The sequence below is a fragment of the Aeropyrum camini SY1 = JCM 12091 genome, assembly GCF_000591035.1.
Classification (GTDB): domain Archaea; phylum Thermoproteota; class Thermoprotei_A; order Sulfolobales; family Acidilobaceae; genus Aeropyrum; species Aeropyrum camini.
The window spans coordinates 1,522,420-1,538,878 of record NC_022521.1; the positions used below are offsets into that span (position 1 = coordinate 1,522,420).

Below are 16,459 nucleotides of genomic sequence, written 5' to 3' on the forward strand. Positions count from 1 at the left end.
CAAACATTCTATTATTCCGGAAGGGGTGTGATATTTACGAACCTAAAACCCCCTGGGAGGAGGCCCCCGGGGGAGTTTCAGTCTACCCTCAGGCCTAGCTCGCTGAGGTATGTTTCAACGAGCTTTCCAACACCCTGAAGCATCTCCAGGACCTCCTTAGCCTCCCTCGGGGTTATCTCGTGCCGGTCTCCCCAGAAGCTCCTGGGCGGCCCCCACCTGGGTATGACGTGGACGTGGAAGTGGAATATAATCTGTCCCGCGTACCTGCCACTGTTTGTCAACACGTTAACAGCCGGGGCCCCAGCCTTCTCCCTGTAGTAACGCGCTATTGCCGAGGCGGCCAGCCATACCTTGGCAGCCACCCTGGGTGGGGCTGTGTGGACACTCTCATAGTGCTCGTCTGGAACGACAAGTACGTGGCCCTTCGACGCCGGGTATCTGTCGAGGAAGACGGTCACGCCGTTGCCCTTATAGACCGTGTAGGCTTCCGCCTCTCCCCTTACTATCCTGCAGAATATGCATTCCACCTCAGCCACCACAAACCCCGCTCTACAGACTGTCCTGATATTTATTCCGCCATATATTTCACCGTCGGCATCCATGCTTACTACCTGGCCCTGAAACCCCCGGGGGGGGGTCGGGGGTGGTTGGAATGGAGGTTGACCCGGAGCTTAGGGAGATACTGAGGAGAAAGGCGGCCAGCATCGTCAGGGAGGCTACAACCTGCTGTAGAGTGGATTATGGCGACGCCGTGGTCGAGGTCCTCGAGCCTGGAGAGCTGAGGGATATGCTGAGTAACTGTAAGGTGGTTATAGCGTTCTTCTACACCCCCACATGCCCCTACTGCCGGATGCTTAAACCGGTGTTTGAGGAGGCAGCGGGCTTCTACCGCGGGAAAGCCCTCTTTACAGCAGTTAACCTGGCTAGATTTCCGTTCATGAGTGACGCTCTCGGGATAATGGGCACACCAACAATAATAGCGTTTATAAGAGGTAGGGAGGCGGGCCGTCTGGTTGGGCTGGTACCGCCTGAGAAGTTAGAGTCGTTTATCGAGGCAGCCCTCCAAGCTGGAGGCTGCAATTAGTCACCCCTCGGGGGGCAGCCTCATGACGGATATATATTCTATCGTATCGTCTATAATACTCCTCTTCATAGTGCTTGACCCCGTAGGCGTGTCGCCTTATGTAGCCTCTATAGTGTCTAGGAGGCCGGAGGGGGAGAGGGAGAGGATAGTAAGGACTGCATTGGCGAGTGCAGGAGCGATACTGTTATCCTTCACCCTCATAGGCTCTGCGGTTCTCGACATACTTGGGGTCTCTATGGACGAGTTCAAAGTGGCGGCTGGCCTTCTACTCTTGATCTACGCTACGGCAGACCTCTTCGAAATCAAGATAGGCTACTCGGAGCCCTCTGGCGACGAGGTCGCTGTGTTTCCGCTTGCAACGCCCCTGCTTGCGGGTCCTGGGAGTATAGCGACTGTAATGTACATAATGGGCTCGAGCGGTGTTGCTGTGGCCCTGATAGCCATTGCGGTCAACCTGGCCGTGGCATACCCTATACTCTATGCGAGTCTCAGGCTAACCAGGCTACTAGGGCGGCACGGCTCGTTGCTGGTAGCAAAGTTTACAGCCTTTCTCATGGTTGGTTTCGCGGTATCCATTATATTCGACGGTCTGCGGGGTATAATGCCCAGGGCTTTCTCCTAACACCTGATAATCCCCATGGGCTCAATTAAGGTGTGGCGCCTGTAACTATGAGGTGGGTGGGGTGATGCTAGGTTTAGACGGGCTTGAGGGAATCTTCTGCGAGAGGGAATGGGTTGTTGAGGAGGGGCACGCCGCCGCGCATCTCAGGAGCCGGGGACTAGAGGTCCTCGCCACACCTTACATGCTGCTCTACGGCGAGGTGACCGCGAGGGAGTGCCTGGATCGGCGTCTCCCTGAGGATATTGTTAGCGTGGGCGTCGAGGCGCTTGTGAGACACCTTGCCCCAGTCCCTGTAGGCGGGAGGGTTTTGGTTAATGCTAGGATTGTCGGAGTGGCAGGGAGGAGTGTCTCCGTGTTGGTGCGTGTAACGAGGGATGACGGGGTCATCGCTGGGGAGATCTACCATGTTAGGAGGGTTGTATCGCTTGAGGACCTCAAAAACCGTGTCTAACCGTCTCAGGCGGGGCGGGTTAGAGGGTAGAAACCTTTTTACACTAAACTCTAACCGTGTATCGTTTATAACCATTTTCCGTTAACGCCCCATATTTCGGGTGTCGAGGCTTTTGCCGAGGGTTCTCTACAAGGCGGTGGCTCGCTACCACATACTAATACTTGTAGCTTGGTTCATAGTCGCCGCGCTACTGGCACCGTATGCGCTAAAGCTCGACGAGGTGCTGGTCACAGAGACCGAGTCGTTCCTGCCGGAGACTGCGGAGAGTAGGATGGCTGAGGAGGAGGTAGCGAAGATACTAAGCGAGGAGGGGCAGAGCGGGTCTGCAAGTGTTCTGGGGGTTCTGGGCTCCGCCGACGCTCTAATACTGGTCGCTGGCCTGGAGAAGCCTTTGGACCCCTCCAGCTATAGGGCGCTGAAGAATCACGGTTACGACGAGCTGGGAGTGAAATATAGTTTGTTCTCATGGATAGATATTGTGGACAAAGCTGTGGAGAGCCTGGAGCCCGCGCTGGAGCAGGCTGTGGAGGGGGGAGTGCAGGCCTTCGAAGGCGGCTATAGCATATGGAAGTCCTACCAGGAAGCGTCGGGGAGGCTTGAGAGCCTTGCAGAGTCGACGGACAGCCTGAAGCTCCTTCTAGTGGAGACTGACAAGGCCTACTCCAGCCTAGCGTCTTCATGGGGAGAGCTAGCCGCTTTAAGGGGCGTCATGGAGTCGGCCTCAACCCCTGTTATAGAGATTTGCAGCAGCGTTGGCCCTGTATACGCGTCTATATACCTAGACGTAGTCAGAACTGAAGGGGCTCTGGAGTTCTACACCAACGCCTATACCACGGGCCTCCAGGATGTCGACATAACGGTCGTAACACTGCTCACATACGTTCCGGAGGCGGACCTCGACCCTGTCGAGAGGGGTTTCATAGTTTACGTGTACACAGAGACTCTCAACCTCGGAGGCCCGGGAGCATTTGACAACGCTACCGCGGCCCAAATAGCATATAAGGCAGCGGCGGCAAAGATAGGAGAGACCAGCCTCCTTCAAGCCTACCACCAGGCGTGGCTGCAGGCCGTTTCCCAGGCACCGGAGCTAAAGCTATTCATGGCTGAGGACGCTAAGGCGGGTCAGGTTAGGCTAAAGGCTGTAGTTGAGGATATCGCTGGGCAGGTAACTAACGCTGCGGCAAGGGCTGTGGCGGAGGAGGCCGCCTCACGGCTGCCGGACAACGTTAAGGATGCATACAGCCTCTACGTAGACACACTCCTTTCAGAGGGTTGCACAGAGGAGGCGGCCGAAAAGGCCCTCCAAAAGGCAGTGGCTCAGGTTCTCCTGGCAAGAGGCCTTCCGCCGGAGTACGGAGAGGCTCTGGCAGCGGCGTTCGCTAGAGGAGACTACAACTCCTACCTACAAACCGCCGCCCTCGCCTCCGCTCAACTAGCCTTAGCGGAGGCAAACACCACGACATTACAGCCTGAGGACCTCGCTTCGATACTAACTGCCTACGACCCAGAGGCCTCGGGCGCCATAGCTTCTGGGGAGGCGTTAGACGAGGCTCTAGAAGCCCTAGTATCCCGGGTTTCAGGTCTACCTCCGGAAGTGGCAGGGCTGGTTGTCCGGGGAATGGTCGAGGAGGCGGCGGCCAGGCTAGTTCTGTCTAACACGCCACCCCAAGCCATAGATATAGCGGAGGCCGTGCTGAAGCCTACGCCACCCCTCACCGAGGAGGAGGCCCTCTCAAGGATAAGATTATACCTTCAGCAGCAGATGATTCTCCAGGGCATGCCGGAGGACCTTGCGGAGAAGGCTGCCAGCGCTGCTGAGGAGGCATGGAGGGAGGGTGATGAGGGGGCCGTTGTCCAAAGGCTGGTTGAGGAGGCTGCTTACGAGGCTGCTGCTAATGTTTTAGAGGGGTTCAAGGGTGTTCTTGTTGAGGATGACATGGAAGGCTTCCTCATAGTCTACCTAGGCAGGGGAGGCTATGAGGAGGTTAAGTCTGCTTCTGAGGATGTCAAGAGGCTTGTGGATGATGCTCTGGGCACTGACTCTAGGGTAATGCTGGCGGGCGAGGAGGCCCTAAGGAAAGAGCTGCAGGACGCCGTGGTGGAGGACCTCAGGAGGAGCGATATGGCAAGCTCCATCATCGTGGTTGCAATACTGGCGGTGGTTATAGGCACCATCCTAGGGGTCATAATACCCTTCATAGGTATAGGCGCGGGCCTCACGGTAGCCCTCGCCATCCTATACTTCCTCGCATCCAACGATATAGTGGATGTCACAAGCCAGTCGAGGGCTATAGTGTTCACAACAGGCCTCGGCCTGGGTATAGACTACTCCGCCTACGTGACCAAGAAGTTCCGGGACAACATGAGAGGCTCTCGAGGAGCCTGGGAGGCGGCGGGTAAAGCGGCCTCCCAGAGTGTGAGGCCCGTGCTAGCTGGGGCTTTCGCGGCTGCGGCAGGCTTCTCCTCCCTAATGCTCGCCTTCGAGTTCCCCTTCGTGAAGTCCATAGGAGCCACAGTACCGATAGCAATACTTTCCGTGGCCGTGGCTAGCCTCACCCTAACACCCGCCATACTAGCCCTCGTAGGGTGGGCCAGTGTGCTGTGGTTCCCCACCTGCCCTTACAAGTCCTACCAGCCAGGGTCCAGGCTATTCAAAGGCTTAGTCTCGACCGCTGGAAGGGCGGCGCCCATTCTACTCCCCATCCTTGTTGTCGCTGGTTTAGCGGGGGTGTACTACGCTGCCACCGGCTTCCAGGGGAGCTTTGACATTATGATAAGCCTCCCTAAGGGGACGGGGGTGTACGAGTCTATGCAGCACCTGTTAAGCGAGTACGACGCCCCCAGGCTGTTCCCACAGTATATAGTGGCCTCCACTGCTTCCATAGCGTCCACTGTTGCTGATGCTGCCGATGATCTGGAGTGCGTTAGGGAGGCGGAGGCGGATGGCAGGCTGGTATATGTCGTCCTCGACACAAACCCCCTAAACACTGAGGCCGTGGAGTGTGTCGAGCAGCTGAGGAGCAGGGTTAAGGAGGTCGACCCAGACAGTTTGGTGGGAGGTAGTGCGGCTATAAACCTCGACCTGAGAGACTACCTATATAGGGCGTTCTACAGTAGGGTCATACCGGCGGCCGCTCTCCTGGTGGCGGCAATCATATCAGTGTTCTACGGCAGCATACCAGCAGCCCTCTCAGGCGTGGCCAGTATACTCTTCGCGGCGGCCTGGTCCCTATCCACTGTAAGCCTCCTATCAAGCCAGACAGGCATCGAGCCGCCATGGTTCGCCCCTGTGCTTCTGGCCGCGGCGCTGCTCGGAGTGGGAATGGACTATATAAGCTTCTACGTGAACCACGCTCGGGAAGCCTTCCTCAAGGGAGACGGCTCGAGATACTATATCGAAGCCGCCTCAACAGGCACAGGCCTAGTCCTTGGCTTAGCCTTCATAATGGGCGGAGCCTACGCCGGGCTCACCCTAAGCAGGGTCGAGGCTCTGCAGGCGATAGGCGTGAGCCTCTCCCTAGGAGTTATACTCGCAGGGATACTAGCCTCCCTACTGCTTATACCCCCGGCGATGGCACTACTGAAGAGTAGATTCTGGTGGCCCCTCACCGGAGCCGGTAGAAGTGGCGGTGGTGCCGGGAAGGTTGAAGGGAGCTGATGTGGAGTTCATAGACTTCCACGTGCATATGCCATACTGGATAAGGGACCCTGCAAAGTCATGCCGCCGGCTGCTGCTCGAGGAGCTGACTGCTGGGGCTGTGGGGGCTATCGTTATAGGTGTGGACGCGAGCCTCGAGGCCGTAAAACGCAGGGTCACACCCCGTGAGATCGTCGATGCGGCTATGGAGGACTTCGACCTCCTAGCCTTCCAACAGGTGGGATATATCGGCCGGATGGTTATGGAGCCGGAGAAATTCCTGGAAGACTTCCTTGGGGACTTCCACAAGCACAGGAGGGGGCCTGAGGACCTCAAGGCGTGTAAGACTGTGGACCCCAAGTTCTTCCACATTATAGTGTCTTACTCTCCAGGCCGTGAAGAGGAGATCGCAGAGATTGTCAGAAGTGATCCCACCATACTCGGGGTTAAGGTATTCCCCACCTTCCACTTCACACGGCCCGACAGCCCAAGGCTAAACAAGGTTTACCGGGCTGTGGAGGAGGCGGGAGGGCTGGTCGTAGTACACACAGGCTGCGACCCAGGACCATGGGAGCTCACCAGGTTCTGCAGCGAGGCGAGGCCTAGCTACGTGGCCAACGCAGCCAAGAGGTTCGAGAACCTAACCTTCGTAATAGCGCACCTTGGAGCCTACAGCGCCCTCAAACCCGGAATATTCTTCGAGGAAACCCTCAAGGCACTCCATCTGGAGAACGTCTACGCCGACACAAGCGCGGCAGACCCCTTCTTCGCAGCTATGGCCGCTAAAGAGGGCTTCGCTGACAAAATCCTCTTCGGAAGCGACTACCCATACGTCTCCGGCTATAACGTGGCGACAGCCGCTAAGGAGATTCTATCGCTAGAAATTGACGAGAGCGATAAGGAGGCGATACTCCGGCTCAACGCGGAAAAACTGCTTAACAGCCTACCACGAGGTAGAGAGCTAGCCGCCGATTAAAATAGACTGACTAGATCAGCCATAATCTTATCTTGTCCATAAAATTTAGATGACCTACTTTTGGCATATTAGGATAATATCTTGTTTTACAGCTTGTGAGAATCAATTTTCAAAAGCTCTATATACTAATAACTAGCCTAGTTAATTGGTTATTTATAATGGGAAAAATTAATTTGAAATATAAAATTATTTTAATTATTGGGTGTACATGGATTGTCTTTAGATAAAATAGTCAACGTTATCATCGAAGCTTTAGAGAAAATACGTGAGTATGAGCCCAAAAAGAAAACAAAGAAAACTCTTACAGAGGCCACCACAAAATCAGCTCTAATAGAGCCAATATTAGCTATTCTAGGGTGGGACGTAAGAGATCCTCGACTCGTAGAGAAAGAATATAAGTTCGACAGTGGCGTTACTGCAGATTATGCTTTGAAAATTAATGGTAATCCTATCATCGTTGTTGAAGCAAAAAGGCTGGGCGTTAGCCCGGATAGGCTTATGGATGAGATTAGCAAATGTGAGGCATATCTTAACCACTAAGTTAGCCACCTGGTTATAACCGATGGAAGAAGATGGATCATGTATAATTGTAAGTTTAACACAGCATTAGATGAAGTGGATCTATTGAAAACTCCTCCTCCTGAGACGTTCTATAAGTTATTGAGATGGCTATGGAGGCAATTACTAGAGAGCAGATTAATGAGTGAAGGGGTTAAGGATCCTTGGAGTATCAGGTCTGGATGGGTAAATGGTATTTACGGCGTTGATTTGATGACTTTAGATGAAGAAATTAGAAAAGCTGAGAGACGTAGAAGGCGGGGAAGAACGTTAACTGGTGAGAGGATTAGTGAAATAGCTTTGAAGCTTATAGGAAGAGATGTTTATTCTGGTGAAAGAGTTCCTCCTAAATTTATTATTACAACATGTTACAACATGTGGAGAAATGAGAGTTAGGCGTTGGAAAGATGTTCTAGTCAATGTAGTCAAATTCCTCTACACTAACTCGTATATATCCAAATAAGACTTACCGATTGGGCTGCCAAATTCTCACAGGTATGTTGTTAATGATGTAGATGAGCATGAAGATGGCAGCGAGTTCAGGAATCCCGAGCTGGTTTGCGATATATTTGTTGAGACTAATTGGAGTGCAAGTAAAATCATACACATTTCTAGATACCTAGCAGATGTTTATGGCCCTGGTTCCGACAAAATAGTATTGGTTTTTTGAACATAATAATCTTGCCTTCGATAAATTGTTGACATTGAGTTTTTAAGGGGAGCGCCGAAATTCTACAACGCAGGAGAGAAGAAGTTGAGTAGTGTTTATGCTCTTATCACTGGTGGTAGTAGGGGTATTGGGAGGGCTACTGCTCTCCGTTTTGCACGCGAGGGGTGGAGCGTGGTAGTCGCTTACCGGCGTAGGGCTGACCTTGCGGAGAAGGTGGTGGAGGAGGCTAAGAGGCTGGGGGCTCCCGAGGCTTATGCTGTCGGGGTTGATGTTGGCGATCCTGCTAGCGTTTCTTCAATGTCTTCGAGGGTCGGCGAGCTCGTCCCCTATCTGAATGTGGTGGTCAACGCCGCAGGCGTTCTACAGCTCGGCGGGGTTGAGGAGACGTCTATCGAGGAGTGGGAGGAGACACTGAGGGTTAACCTCACGGGGGTGTTCCTGATGACTAGGTCTCTGCTACCCCTCATGAAGAGGGCTCCCTGGGCCTCCATAGTTAATGTCGCCAGCATCGCGGGGGAGACGGGGAATGTTGTGGCGGGTGTAGCGTACTCGGCCAGCAAGGCGGGTGTTATAGGGCTCACGAAGAGGCTGGCAGTCCAGCTCGCAAGCCTTGGTATAAGGGTTAACGCCGTAGCCCCTAGCTTTGTCGAGACGGACATGACGAGGAGCTTCCTAGACACGCCGGAGAAGAGGGAGAGGATAGCGAGCCTCCACCCCCTCAGGATCATACTTAAGCCCGAAGATGTAGCGGAGGCCATACTCTTCCTGGCAGACCCTAGCAGGAGCCGGGGTATAACTGGCCACGTGCTGTCTATAAACGCGGGTAGGCGCACCTAGCCGCGGCCCATACCCTCGAGGATGCTCTCGTGGCTACGGCACTCTCTCCGGCCTATCAATATGTAGAATGCGACACGTATCTCCAGTTACCCCTGGTTGGAGGAGGCTGCCTGCGGCTCAACCCTCCTTAAGCTATAGACTACGCGTCTACCATCTCTCCTCTTCTCAACAACACCTTTATCCACAAGGTGCTTAAGGATGTTGTAAACCCGATTCTTCGACAGTCCTGTTCGCCGGATCAGCTCAGAGGGGGTTGCCTCGCTGTTCTCGAGATAGGAGAGTATTAGGTCCTCAGCCTCCAACCCACCGTTTTCTTCGCCCCCGTCGTTATCAACATAACGGGATGCCTCCCGGGCTTCCGCCCCGACCTTCTCGCCCTCAACACCTAGAGGCTTCCCCCCGCTTATCACCGCCTGGATCTCCATTATCTTCTCCTCAAGCGCTGATAGGGCCGCTCCAGCTCCTCTATCCTTCTCCTGCTTTCCCTGCTGTCCCGCCGTAGGGCTTCTAAGTCCGACTTGTCGAAGCCTATTAACGCCTTCACTATACCCACTGCCTGCACCCCAAGGTTTGTTCGCCCTTGCCTTCCTATCTCGTGTGTGGCCTGGTGAGACCCATGTATTATCTTCCCCCCATATGGCCACTGTACATTACATAAATTTTTACATGAATAAATAGCGGGCGGGGGCTTTATGAGGTCTTGGTGAGGGTTCAGTGGCGTTTAAGATAGTCTCTATGAGCCCGCTGCCCGCGCAGTTCGTGGAGGCCCTCTTCGACCCTTATAAGAGGGAGGTTGGCGATATCAAGGTTGTGAGTGTAGCAGGGCTCCCCAGGGATAGGGTCCTACAGGAGCTGAGGGACGCTGATGTGGTGATCGGCGACTATACTTTCCAGATGAGGATAGACGCTGAGATGTGCGCGGCTATGGAGAAGGTTAGGCTTATACAGCAGCCCAGCACGGGCTACGATCATATAGACGTTGAGGCGTGTGCAAAGCACGGTATCCCGGTGGCAAACGCGGGTGGCGCTAACGCTGTCTCTGTTGCAGAGTACACGATAATGGCTGGCCTCGCCCTCCTGAAGCGCCTCATCTACGCCCATAGGGAGACGGTTGCGGGCGGCTGGCCGCAGTGGAGGCTCATGGAGATGGGTACTTTCGACCTGCAGGGTAAGACATGGGGTATCATAGGCCTTGGCCGGATAGGGAGGGAGGTGGCTAGACGCCTCAGGCCCTTCGGCGTCAGTGTAGTGTACTTCGACAAGGTTAGGATGGAGGATGCCGAGCGGGAGCTGGGGGTTGAGTATAGGAGCCTGCCGCGTCTATTGAGGGAGAGTGACGTGGTGTCTATACACGTACCCCTAACCAGGGAGACCCGGGGCATGATAGGTGAGGGCGAGCTGAGGATGATGAAGCCTACGGCGGTACTCATAAACCCGTCCCGGGGTGAGATCGTGGATGAGGAGGCCCTGGCGAGGGCAGTCAGGGAGAGGTGGATAGCTGGGGCTGCAGTGGACGTTTACAGCAGGGAGCCGCCTCCCCCCGACCATCCGCTCATCAAGGCTGCGGCCGAGGGTGAGGCGAACCTCATACTTACGCCCCATATAGCGGGGGCGAACACGGACGCCAGGTCTAGGATCATACAGTTCTCCATTGAAAATGTGGTGAGGGTGCTGAAGGGAGGCAAGCCCGAGGCCGTCGTGAACATGGACCTAAACGGTGGGTGATTGTCTGTGGCAACCGTGGCCGAGGCTATAGCCAGGGGGCTGGCGGCGGCGGGTGTAGAGAGGGTATACGGCATTATTGGGACTAGCATAGTCGACTTCCTTGACGCCCTGTACGACCACCGGGATAGGATAGATTTTGTGACTACGAGGCACGAGCAGGTAGCGGTGTCGGCCGCGGACGCCGAGTACAGGGTAACCCGGCGTCTGGCGGCCGCTGCAGTTCACGCGGGCCCGGGGTTCCTGAACACCGCTATCAGCCTGGGTATAGCCTTTAAGGATCGCGTCCCTCTTCTCCTGGTCAGCGGGGGTGTTAGGAGGAGGCTCAGGGGTCTTGACGCCTGGCTCGAGGTCGACCAGGCCTCGATAGCCCGTCCCCTAGCCAAGTACTATGGTGTTGTTGAGAGCCCTGGCGAGGTCCTCGACACGCTCGCCGAGGCTCTGAGGAGCGCCCTATCCCCGCCCATGGGCCCCGCGGTTGTCGAGGTGCCCGAGGACCTGTGGAGGTCTAACGCTAGCATTAGCGAGGAGGCTTTAAAACGCATCCCCCGCACCCCCGTAGCAGGCCCCGGGCTGGGGGGTCACGGTAAAACGCTCTTCTCGATGCTGATGGAGGCTAAGAGGCCGGTGATACTTGCGTCGGGGGAGCTTGTATATAATCCGTGGTTTAGCCAGGAGAGGCTTCTGAGGCTTGCGGAGGCCACTGGAGCCTATATCGTGGTCAGCGGGAACGGGAGGGGGGCTTGCCCGGAGGACCACCCCCGCTGCCTAGGGCGTATCGGATTCGGCGGCGGGAGCCTGGCGGCTGACAGGGCTTTCGAGTCTAGCGATATGGTGCTTGTCCTAGGCCACGAGTTCGACGATATAACGACCTACGGCTACAACATGCTGCCGCAGGGCGACGTGGTCATGATATCCCAGGATCCCTCTACAAAGGCTAGGCCCCGCTACTATGACCTTGTCAACGCCAGCCCCGTGAGGGCCCTCGAGGAGCTCTCGGAGATGGCGGGCGGGGCGAGGAGGCTCGAGGAGTGGGAAAGGATGGTGGCTGGCTTTAGAAGGGAGTGGGGGGTCATGCTGGATGAGGCGGTTAGGAGGAGTACTAGGCTTGCAAATCCAGACAGGTTCTTCAGGCTGCTAAACTCGAGAATGCCTCGGGGCAGGATAGTGAGCGGCGGGCAGGGGACGCATATACTATACGCCTACAACCACATCCGGATATACAGGCCTGGGGGCTTCCTGGCCGCAACCAACCTCGGGGCCATGGGCTACGCCCTACCCGCGGTTATAGGATCTTCTAAAGCCCTTCCCGGCGATTACCACCTCTGCGTTGCCGGGGATGGGGAGCTCATGATGACTGTGCAGGATATAGAGACTATTGTGAGGGAAGGCCTCGACGTGAAGATAGTGCTGGTGAACGACGACTCGTACAAGGTCCTCTACCTTAGGCAAGTCCTCCAGAAGGGTGGTAGAGTCTATGAGACACTCCTCTCCAACCCAGACTTCTCGAGGCTGGCAGAGGCTTTCGGAGTCCGCTACGCCAAGGTCAGCAGGCCTGGTGATGAGGGTGGGGCGCTCGAGGTCCTCTCCTCACCGGGACCCGCCCTGGTGGAGGTTAAGGTGGACCGCGACGACATACCGCCCCTCAACCTCGACTACACCCTCAGGATGAGCATGTGAGCCAGGCGGGCGTAGTATAGGGAGCGGGCCCTTTAGAATTTCGTGAGCCCGCCGCTCCTCCTAGCCCTCCCCTCAAGCGCCTTGAACACCACATACCCTGTTAGAGTGTAGACAACAGCCTCCAGGGCTAGCTTTGCGGCAGCCCTTCAAGCGACGAGAAGTCCTCGCCTTTGAGCAGGAGGCTTCTCACAGCCTCTAGGGTTAGGGTTAGGGGCACTAGCTCGGCCGCCCCCTTAAGCGGGCTGGGGAGGACCTCCACGGGGAACATCATCCCGGATAGCAGCATAAGGAAGGGGGTGAGCATAACGTTGAATGCGTGCGGCTCCTTCAAGTTAACAACGATACCCCCTAGTAGGAGGCCCATTCCAAGCATCCCCACGAAGCCCAGGGCTAGGGCCAGGACGGCCTGGGGCGCTGCATCCAGGTGGAGACCGCCTGCTCCAAATATGAGGCTGTAGTACGCCAGCACGATAACAAGGTCCATAAGGCTCACCACCAGGCTACCCAGGGCGTTTCCGAAGAGCCATGCGAACCTGCTGGCCGGGGTTACCAGGACGGCCTCAAGAGTGCCCTGTACAAGCTCCCTGTGAAGCCTCTCACCAACGTCGAAAAGGGTCGCGGTTAGTAGGCTGTAGAGGGAGAATCCTATGGCTACGAAGGCTACATAGTCGCCGTAGCCGAGGGACTCGAATGGGCTCGCCCCACCAGCGAGCCTCGACACAGCCCAGGCTGTGGCTATCATGAACATGGGGACGCTGAGGCGCACCAGCATGAAGCCCCACGTGCTGTAGAGTGCTAGCAGGTCCTTCGCGTAAACCTCGGCGCTCGCCAGCAGGACTCTAGCCCGGGATGGGGGAGCCCGGTTAGAATGTGTGGAGCCACCCGTACTTCTTCGCAAGGCTCTCAGCCCACCTCACGAATAGTATCCCAAGGGACATGCTTACGAGTGATATGGCGGCGAGCCTGAGGATCAACGGGTACACATCCCCTAGAGAGGCGCCCTCCAGGAGAGCCATCCTGGCTGCCTCTATCCCGTAGGTGAGGGGGAGCGCGTAGCCGACGTACTGGAGGGCTGCGGGGAGGATTGTTAGTGGGAAGGAGGAGCCTGAGAAGAACCTTAGGGGATACTGGATAGCCACAGCGAGGGGGCCGGCCGAGCGGGTTAGAACGTAGAGGCCCGCGAGGCCTATGCCCATGGATACAGCCCCCGCCACCGCCATCAACAGTGACAGCACGGCTGCTGCTGGGTCTTGAACGTGGAACCCCGTCCCCGTGGCCAGAAAGACTATAACGGCGGCGGTGAAGCTTATCCATCCCGCGTCTATCAAGCCGTAGATGCTGGAGCCCGCAAGCATTATTAGACGGCTGGCTGGGGTTAGGAAAACTATCTCTAGAGTCCCAAACCACCTCTCCCTCTGTATAGCCATTCCCGCCCTCCAGTTCAGCGCGTTGAACAGGCTAAGGAGGACCTGGCCGAGTATTAGGAAGCCTACATAGTCCGACGGCCACCCGTGCTGCTGGAGAGGCTGTGAAGCGCCTCCTATAACGGCCCTATAGGTGTATATCAGTATGTAGGTCCAGACTATGGGCTGGAGGAGGCTGTTGATTATCCAGGGTATGTATGTTATCCTTATCTTGAAATCCCTGATGGCCACAGCCGTGGCAACCCTGACATGATACCCGAGGCTCACTCCCGCCCACCACCGGTTAGCTTAATGAACACGTCCTCTAGGCTCGGGCTTCTAACGTCGAGCCCCCTAATCCTGGCGTCGAGCCTGGGAAGCTCGCTGAGCAGGGCTTCTATGAAGAAGTCTGGCTCGGGGACGAGCACCTTGAACACTCTAGCCCCGTCAACCTCGCCCACGCTAATAACCCTCCCGCCCAGCCTCTCCACCGCCTCCCTTACCCCCACACCTCCGGCCACCCTAAGCTCCACAATACTGCCACCACTGACCAGAGACTTGAGGTCCTCTGGCGCCCCCTCAGCCACTATCCTGCCACCGTTGATTATGGCAACCCTGTCCGACAGCTCCTCCGCCTCAACCATGTAGTGTGTGGTGAGGAGTACAGTCCGCCCTTCCCTCACAATCCTCCTGACAATCCCCCTCACCTCCCTGGCGGCCTTCGGGTCAAGGCCTATTGTGGGCTCGTCCAGGAGGAGGACCTCGGGATCGTTTATGAGCCCCCGAGCTATGTGGAGCCGCTGCTTCATACCCTTAGAATAGTTCTCAACCCTCACGTGAGCCCACTCCTCCAGACCCACCAGCTCCAGAAGCTCTCTAACCCTCCTCCTAGCCTCCCTGGGGGGTATGCCGTAGAGTTGGCTGAAGAACCATAGGTTGTCCCAGCCTGAGAGCCTCCAGTACAGCGCCCTCTCACCTCCGAGTACAACCCCTATCCTCCTCCTCACCTCGCCAGCCTCCTCGACCACGTCGAAGCCTGAGACCCTCGCCCACCCCCTGTCGGGTATGAGAAGGGTTGAGAGTATCTTGACTAGAGTCGTCTTCCCGGCCCCGTTAGGTCCTAGCAGCGAGAAGAGTGTACCCCTGGCTACCCTAAGGTCCACCCCGTCCAGGGCCCTGACTATCCTAGCTCTCCATGGGAGCAGCCCCATCCTATACTCCTTGACCAGCCCCTCAGCCTCAATAACATATGCCATGAGGCTTCACGACCTCCGGCCCCGAGCAACAGCCCCCCCGACTCCCCCGAAGAGTAGATGTGGCGCAAACCATAATATCGGAGGCACCCTCCGGTCCCCTGGGGTCTAGTGTTCTCCTAATTATTCTATTTGCCGTGTATGCTGAAGGGTGAGGCTTTTCTGGGGCTCGTCGAGGCGGGCTGTGGGGGCGATCTTGTCGATAATATCGTTACAGTGTCTACTAGGGGATACCCACTTGCAGGACCATTTGGCGAGCTCTAGTATAACCCCCCTTAGGTCTCTCCCCATGTCTGTCAGCCTGTATCTGACCCTGACTGGAGGGCCAGGCTCTATTATCCTCTCAACAACTCCTAGCTTCCTGAGGTCCTCGAGGGTTTCGGATAGCGTCTTAGACGATATAGCCTTTATACTCTTCTCTAGCTCTGCGAACCCCTTCTCACCGTCTAGGAGATGGTAAACTATCACGAGGCTCCACTTCCTGGCTAGAACCTTGCTCGCAGCTGTGATGGGGCAGTCATGCCCTTCCACCCTTTATAACACCTCCAATACGCCTGTGATATACAAAACATATCTACTTTATCTAGTAAATTTTGTTCACGTTAGGTGGAAACTGTGCTTACTACAGATACTAGAGGCTTTCCTACGCGTAACCTCTCATGTAGACGGGGGCTCGCTCCTGGCGGGGCTCATAAATAACTAAGGGTGGCTATGATGCGCCACGGCTTCGTAATAAGAAAAGCTATACTGACGGTTAGGAGGCTTGAAGCGGCAGCCCGGTTCTACTCGTCCATCCTCGACAGCAAGCCAGAGCCAGTGCCTGGAGGGCTTGTCTACAGGCTGGAGGCCGGGTCGGAGCTGGTGCTCCAGCACAACCCACAGGCTGAGAAGCCGCCTCCCGGCGCCTCAGGCCTCTACCATATAGCCTTCACCGTGGACAGTCCCGGGGCGCTGCGGGCTGTCCTGGGTAAGCTTAGGGAGATGGGGTCTCTCCTCCTAGGGGCTTCGGACCACTGCTTCACAATAGCACTCTACACACTCGACCCGGAGGGAAACGGTGTGGAGGTCTACTGGGATAAGGATGAGCCCTGCCGGAGGCTGGTGACGAAGCCTCTAGAACCAAGGGTGCTTGCCGAGGCGGGCTCCCCCATGGAGTACAGGGCTTCAATAGGCCATATACACCTCAAGGTGGCTGATCTCGGAGAGGCCGAACGATTCTACGCGGGGGTTCTGGGTATGGTTGTGACGGAGAGAGGATACCCGGGGGCGCTGTTCTTCGCCTATGGAGACTACCATCACCACGTGGCTGCGAACATATGGGAGACGGCGTGGGGGGTGAGGGGCGCCAGGCCGGAGAGGTATGCGGTGGGTCTTAGGAGCTATACTATGAAGCCGCCCGGGGGAGAAGCGGAGCCCGGGGTCTATCGGGACCCTGCGGGGGTCGAGGTTGTTATACTCTAGCCACCTCCAGCCTGTAACCCCGGGCGGGAGGCCCCTATACAACCCCCTCCTGAAGGGGGAGGCAAGACGCTCATTGTACTATAAATGCGGCGGGCCTGAACAGGG

18 protein-coding genes are annotated in these 16,459 nt (G+C 56.4%); 11 read left to right on the top strand and 7 right to left on the bottom strand.

Going from position 1 to position 16,459, the window contains the following annotated elements; all coding sequences use genetic code 11:
- Positions 1-77: 77 nt before the first annotated feature.
- Entirely contained in the window at positions 78-536 is a 459-nt protein-coding gene (locus ACAM_RS07955) for an HIT family protein (protein WP_232502294.1), read from the bottom strand.
- A 116-nt stretch (positions 537-652) separates the two neighbouring features.
- Between ACAM_RS07955 and ACAM_RS07960 the strand changes: the two genes are divergently transcribed.
- From ACAM_RS07960 to ACAM_RS07995, 8 genes are all read left to right on the top strand, one after another.
- Complete coding sequence (locus ACAM_RS07960) at positions 653-1,084, top strand: thioredoxin family protein (RefSeq protein WP_062662694.1); 432 nt, start codon at positions 653-655, stop codon at positions 1,082-1,084.
- Positions 1,085-1,106: 22 nt separating this feature from the next.
- The gene (locus ACAM_RS07965) at positions 1,107-1,706 is read left to right on the top strand and encodes a MarC family protein (RefSeq protein WP_022542307.1); all 600 of its coding nucleotides are present in this window, start codon (positions 1,107-1,109) and stop codon (positions 1,704-1,706) included.
- A gap of 64 nt (positions 1,707-1,770) precedes the next feature.
- Complete coding sequence (locus ACAM_RS07970; protein WP_232502348.1) at positions 1,771-2,157, top strand: thioesterase family protein; 387 nt, start codon at positions 1,771-1,773, stop codon at positions 2,155-2,157.
- A gap of 112 nt (positions 2,158-2,269) precedes the next feature.
- Positions 2,270-5,815, top strand: coding sequence for an MMPL family transporter (locus tag ACAM_RS07975; protein WP_022542309.1), 3,546 nt, complete (start codon positions 2,270-2,272; stop codon positions 5,813-5,815).
- Positions 5,802-6,770, top strand: a complete 969-nt coding sequence (locus ACAM_RS07980) for an amidohydrolase family protein (RefSeq protein ID WP_022542310.1) — start codon at positions 5,802-5,804, stop codon at positions 6,768-6,770. The genes ACAM_RS07975 and ACAM_RS07980 overlap by 14 nt, the downstream gene beginning before the upstream one ends.
- A gap of 213 nt (positions 6,771-6,983) precedes the next feature.
- Positions 6,984-7,310 carry a hypothetical protein gene (locus ACAM_RS07985; RefSeq protein ID WP_022542311.1) on the top strand — a complete coding sequence of 109 codons (327 nt, stop codon included), beginning with the start codon at positions 6,984-6,986 and terminating at the stop codon, positions 7,308-7,310.
- Positions 7,311-7,469: 159 nt separating this feature from the next.
- Positions 7,470-7,724 carry a hypothetical protein gene (locus tag ACAM_RS07990; RefSeq protein WP_148706490.1) on the top strand — a complete coding sequence of 85 codons (255 nt, stop codon included), beginning with the start codon at positions 7,470-7,472 and terminating at the stop codon, positions 7,722-7,724.
- Positions 7,725-8,082: 358 nt separating this feature from the next.
- The gene (locus tag ACAM_RS07995; RefSeq protein ID WP_062662700.1) at positions 8,083-8,835 is read left to right on the top strand and encodes an SDR family NAD(P)-dependent oxidoreductase; all 753 of its coding nucleotides are present in this window, start codon (positions 8,083-8,085) and stop codon (positions 8,833-8,835) included.
- 86 nt (positions 8,836-8,921) lie between these two features.
- Here ACAM_RS07995 and ACAM_RS08000 read toward each other — a convergent pair whose 3' ends face one another.
- Both ACAM_RS08000 and ACAM_RS08500 read right to left on the bottom strand, forming a co-directional pair.
- Positions 8,922-9,260, bottom strand: a complete 339-nt coding sequence (locus ACAM_RS08000) for a helix-turn-helix domain-containing protein (RefSeq protein ID WP_022542314.1) — start codon at positions 9,258-9,260, stop codon at positions 8,922-8,924.
- Positions 9,260-9,388: a hypothetical protein gene (locus tag ACAM_RS08500; protein ID WP_269763793.1), complete on the bottom strand. Its 129-nt coding sequence runs from the start codon at positions 9,386-9,388 to the stop codon at positions 9,260-9,262. Before ACAM_RS08500 ends, ACAM_RS08000 begins: the two co-directional genes overlap by 1 nt.
- Before the next feature lie 161 nt (positions 9,389-9,549).
- Between ACAM_RS08500 and ACAM_RS08005 the strand changes: the two genes are divergently transcribed.
- Together ACAM_RS08005 and ACAM_RS08010 are read left to right on the top strand one after the other, a co-directional pair.
- Positions 9,550-10,560: a 2-hydroxyacid dehydrogenase gene (locus tag ACAM_RS08005; RefSeq protein ID WP_022542315.1), complete on the top strand. Its 1,011-nt coding sequence runs from the start codon at positions 9,550-9,552 to the stop codon at positions 10,558-10,560.
- Positions 10,561-10,566: 6 nt separating this feature from the next.
- Positions 10,567-12,237 (top strand): thiamine pyrophosphate-binding protein, encoded by a 1,671-nt coding sequence (locus ACAM_RS08010; protein ID WP_158318604.1) that lies wholly within the window; start codon positions 10,567-10,569, stop codon positions 12,235-12,237.
- 127 nt (positions 12,238-12,364) lie between these two features.
- Here the strand turns inward: ACAM_RS08010 and ACAM_RS08015 are convergent, their stop codons facing one another.
- From ACAM_RS08015 to ACAM_RS08030, 4 genes are all read right to left on the bottom strand, one after another.
- A complete protein-coding gene (locus tag ACAM_RS08015) occupies positions 12,365-13,135 on the bottom strand; it encodes an ABC transporter permease (RefSeq protein ID WP_022542317.1) in 771 nt (256 codons plus the stop codon).
- The gene (locus tag ACAM_RS08020) at positions 13,101-13,928 is read right to left on the bottom strand and encodes an ABC transporter permease (protein ID WP_022542318.1); all 828 of its coding nucleotides are present in this window, start codon (positions 13,926-13,928) and stop codon (positions 13,101-13,103) included. The genes ACAM_RS08015 and ACAM_RS08020 overlap by 35 nt, the downstream gene beginning before the upstream one ends.
- Complete coding sequence (locus tag ACAM_RS08025) at positions 13,925-14,896, bottom strand: ATP-binding cassette domain-containing protein (RefSeq protein ID WP_022542319.1); 972 nt, start codon at positions 14,894-14,896, stop codon at positions 13,925-13,927. The genes ACAM_RS08020 and ACAM_RS08025 overlap by 4 nt, the downstream gene beginning before the upstream one ends.
- A gap of 120 nt (positions 14,897-15,016) precedes the next feature.
- A complete protein-coding gene (locus ACAM_RS08030) occupies positions 15,017-15,424 on the bottom strand; it encodes a winged helix-turn-helix transcriptional regulator (RefSeq protein WP_022542320.1) in 408 nt (135 codons plus the stop codon).
- Positions 15,425-15,607: 183 nt separating this feature from the next.
- Here ACAM_RS08030 and ACAM_RS08035 point away from each other — a divergent pair, with 183 nt between their 5' ends.
- Positions 15,608-16,354 carry a VOC family protein gene (locus ACAM_RS08035; RefSeq protein WP_062662832.1) on the top strand — a complete coding sequence of 249 codons (747 nt, stop codon included), beginning with the start codon at positions 15,608-15,610 and terminating at the stop codon, positions 16,352-16,354.
- Positions 16,355-16,459 lie beyond the last annotated feature (105 nt).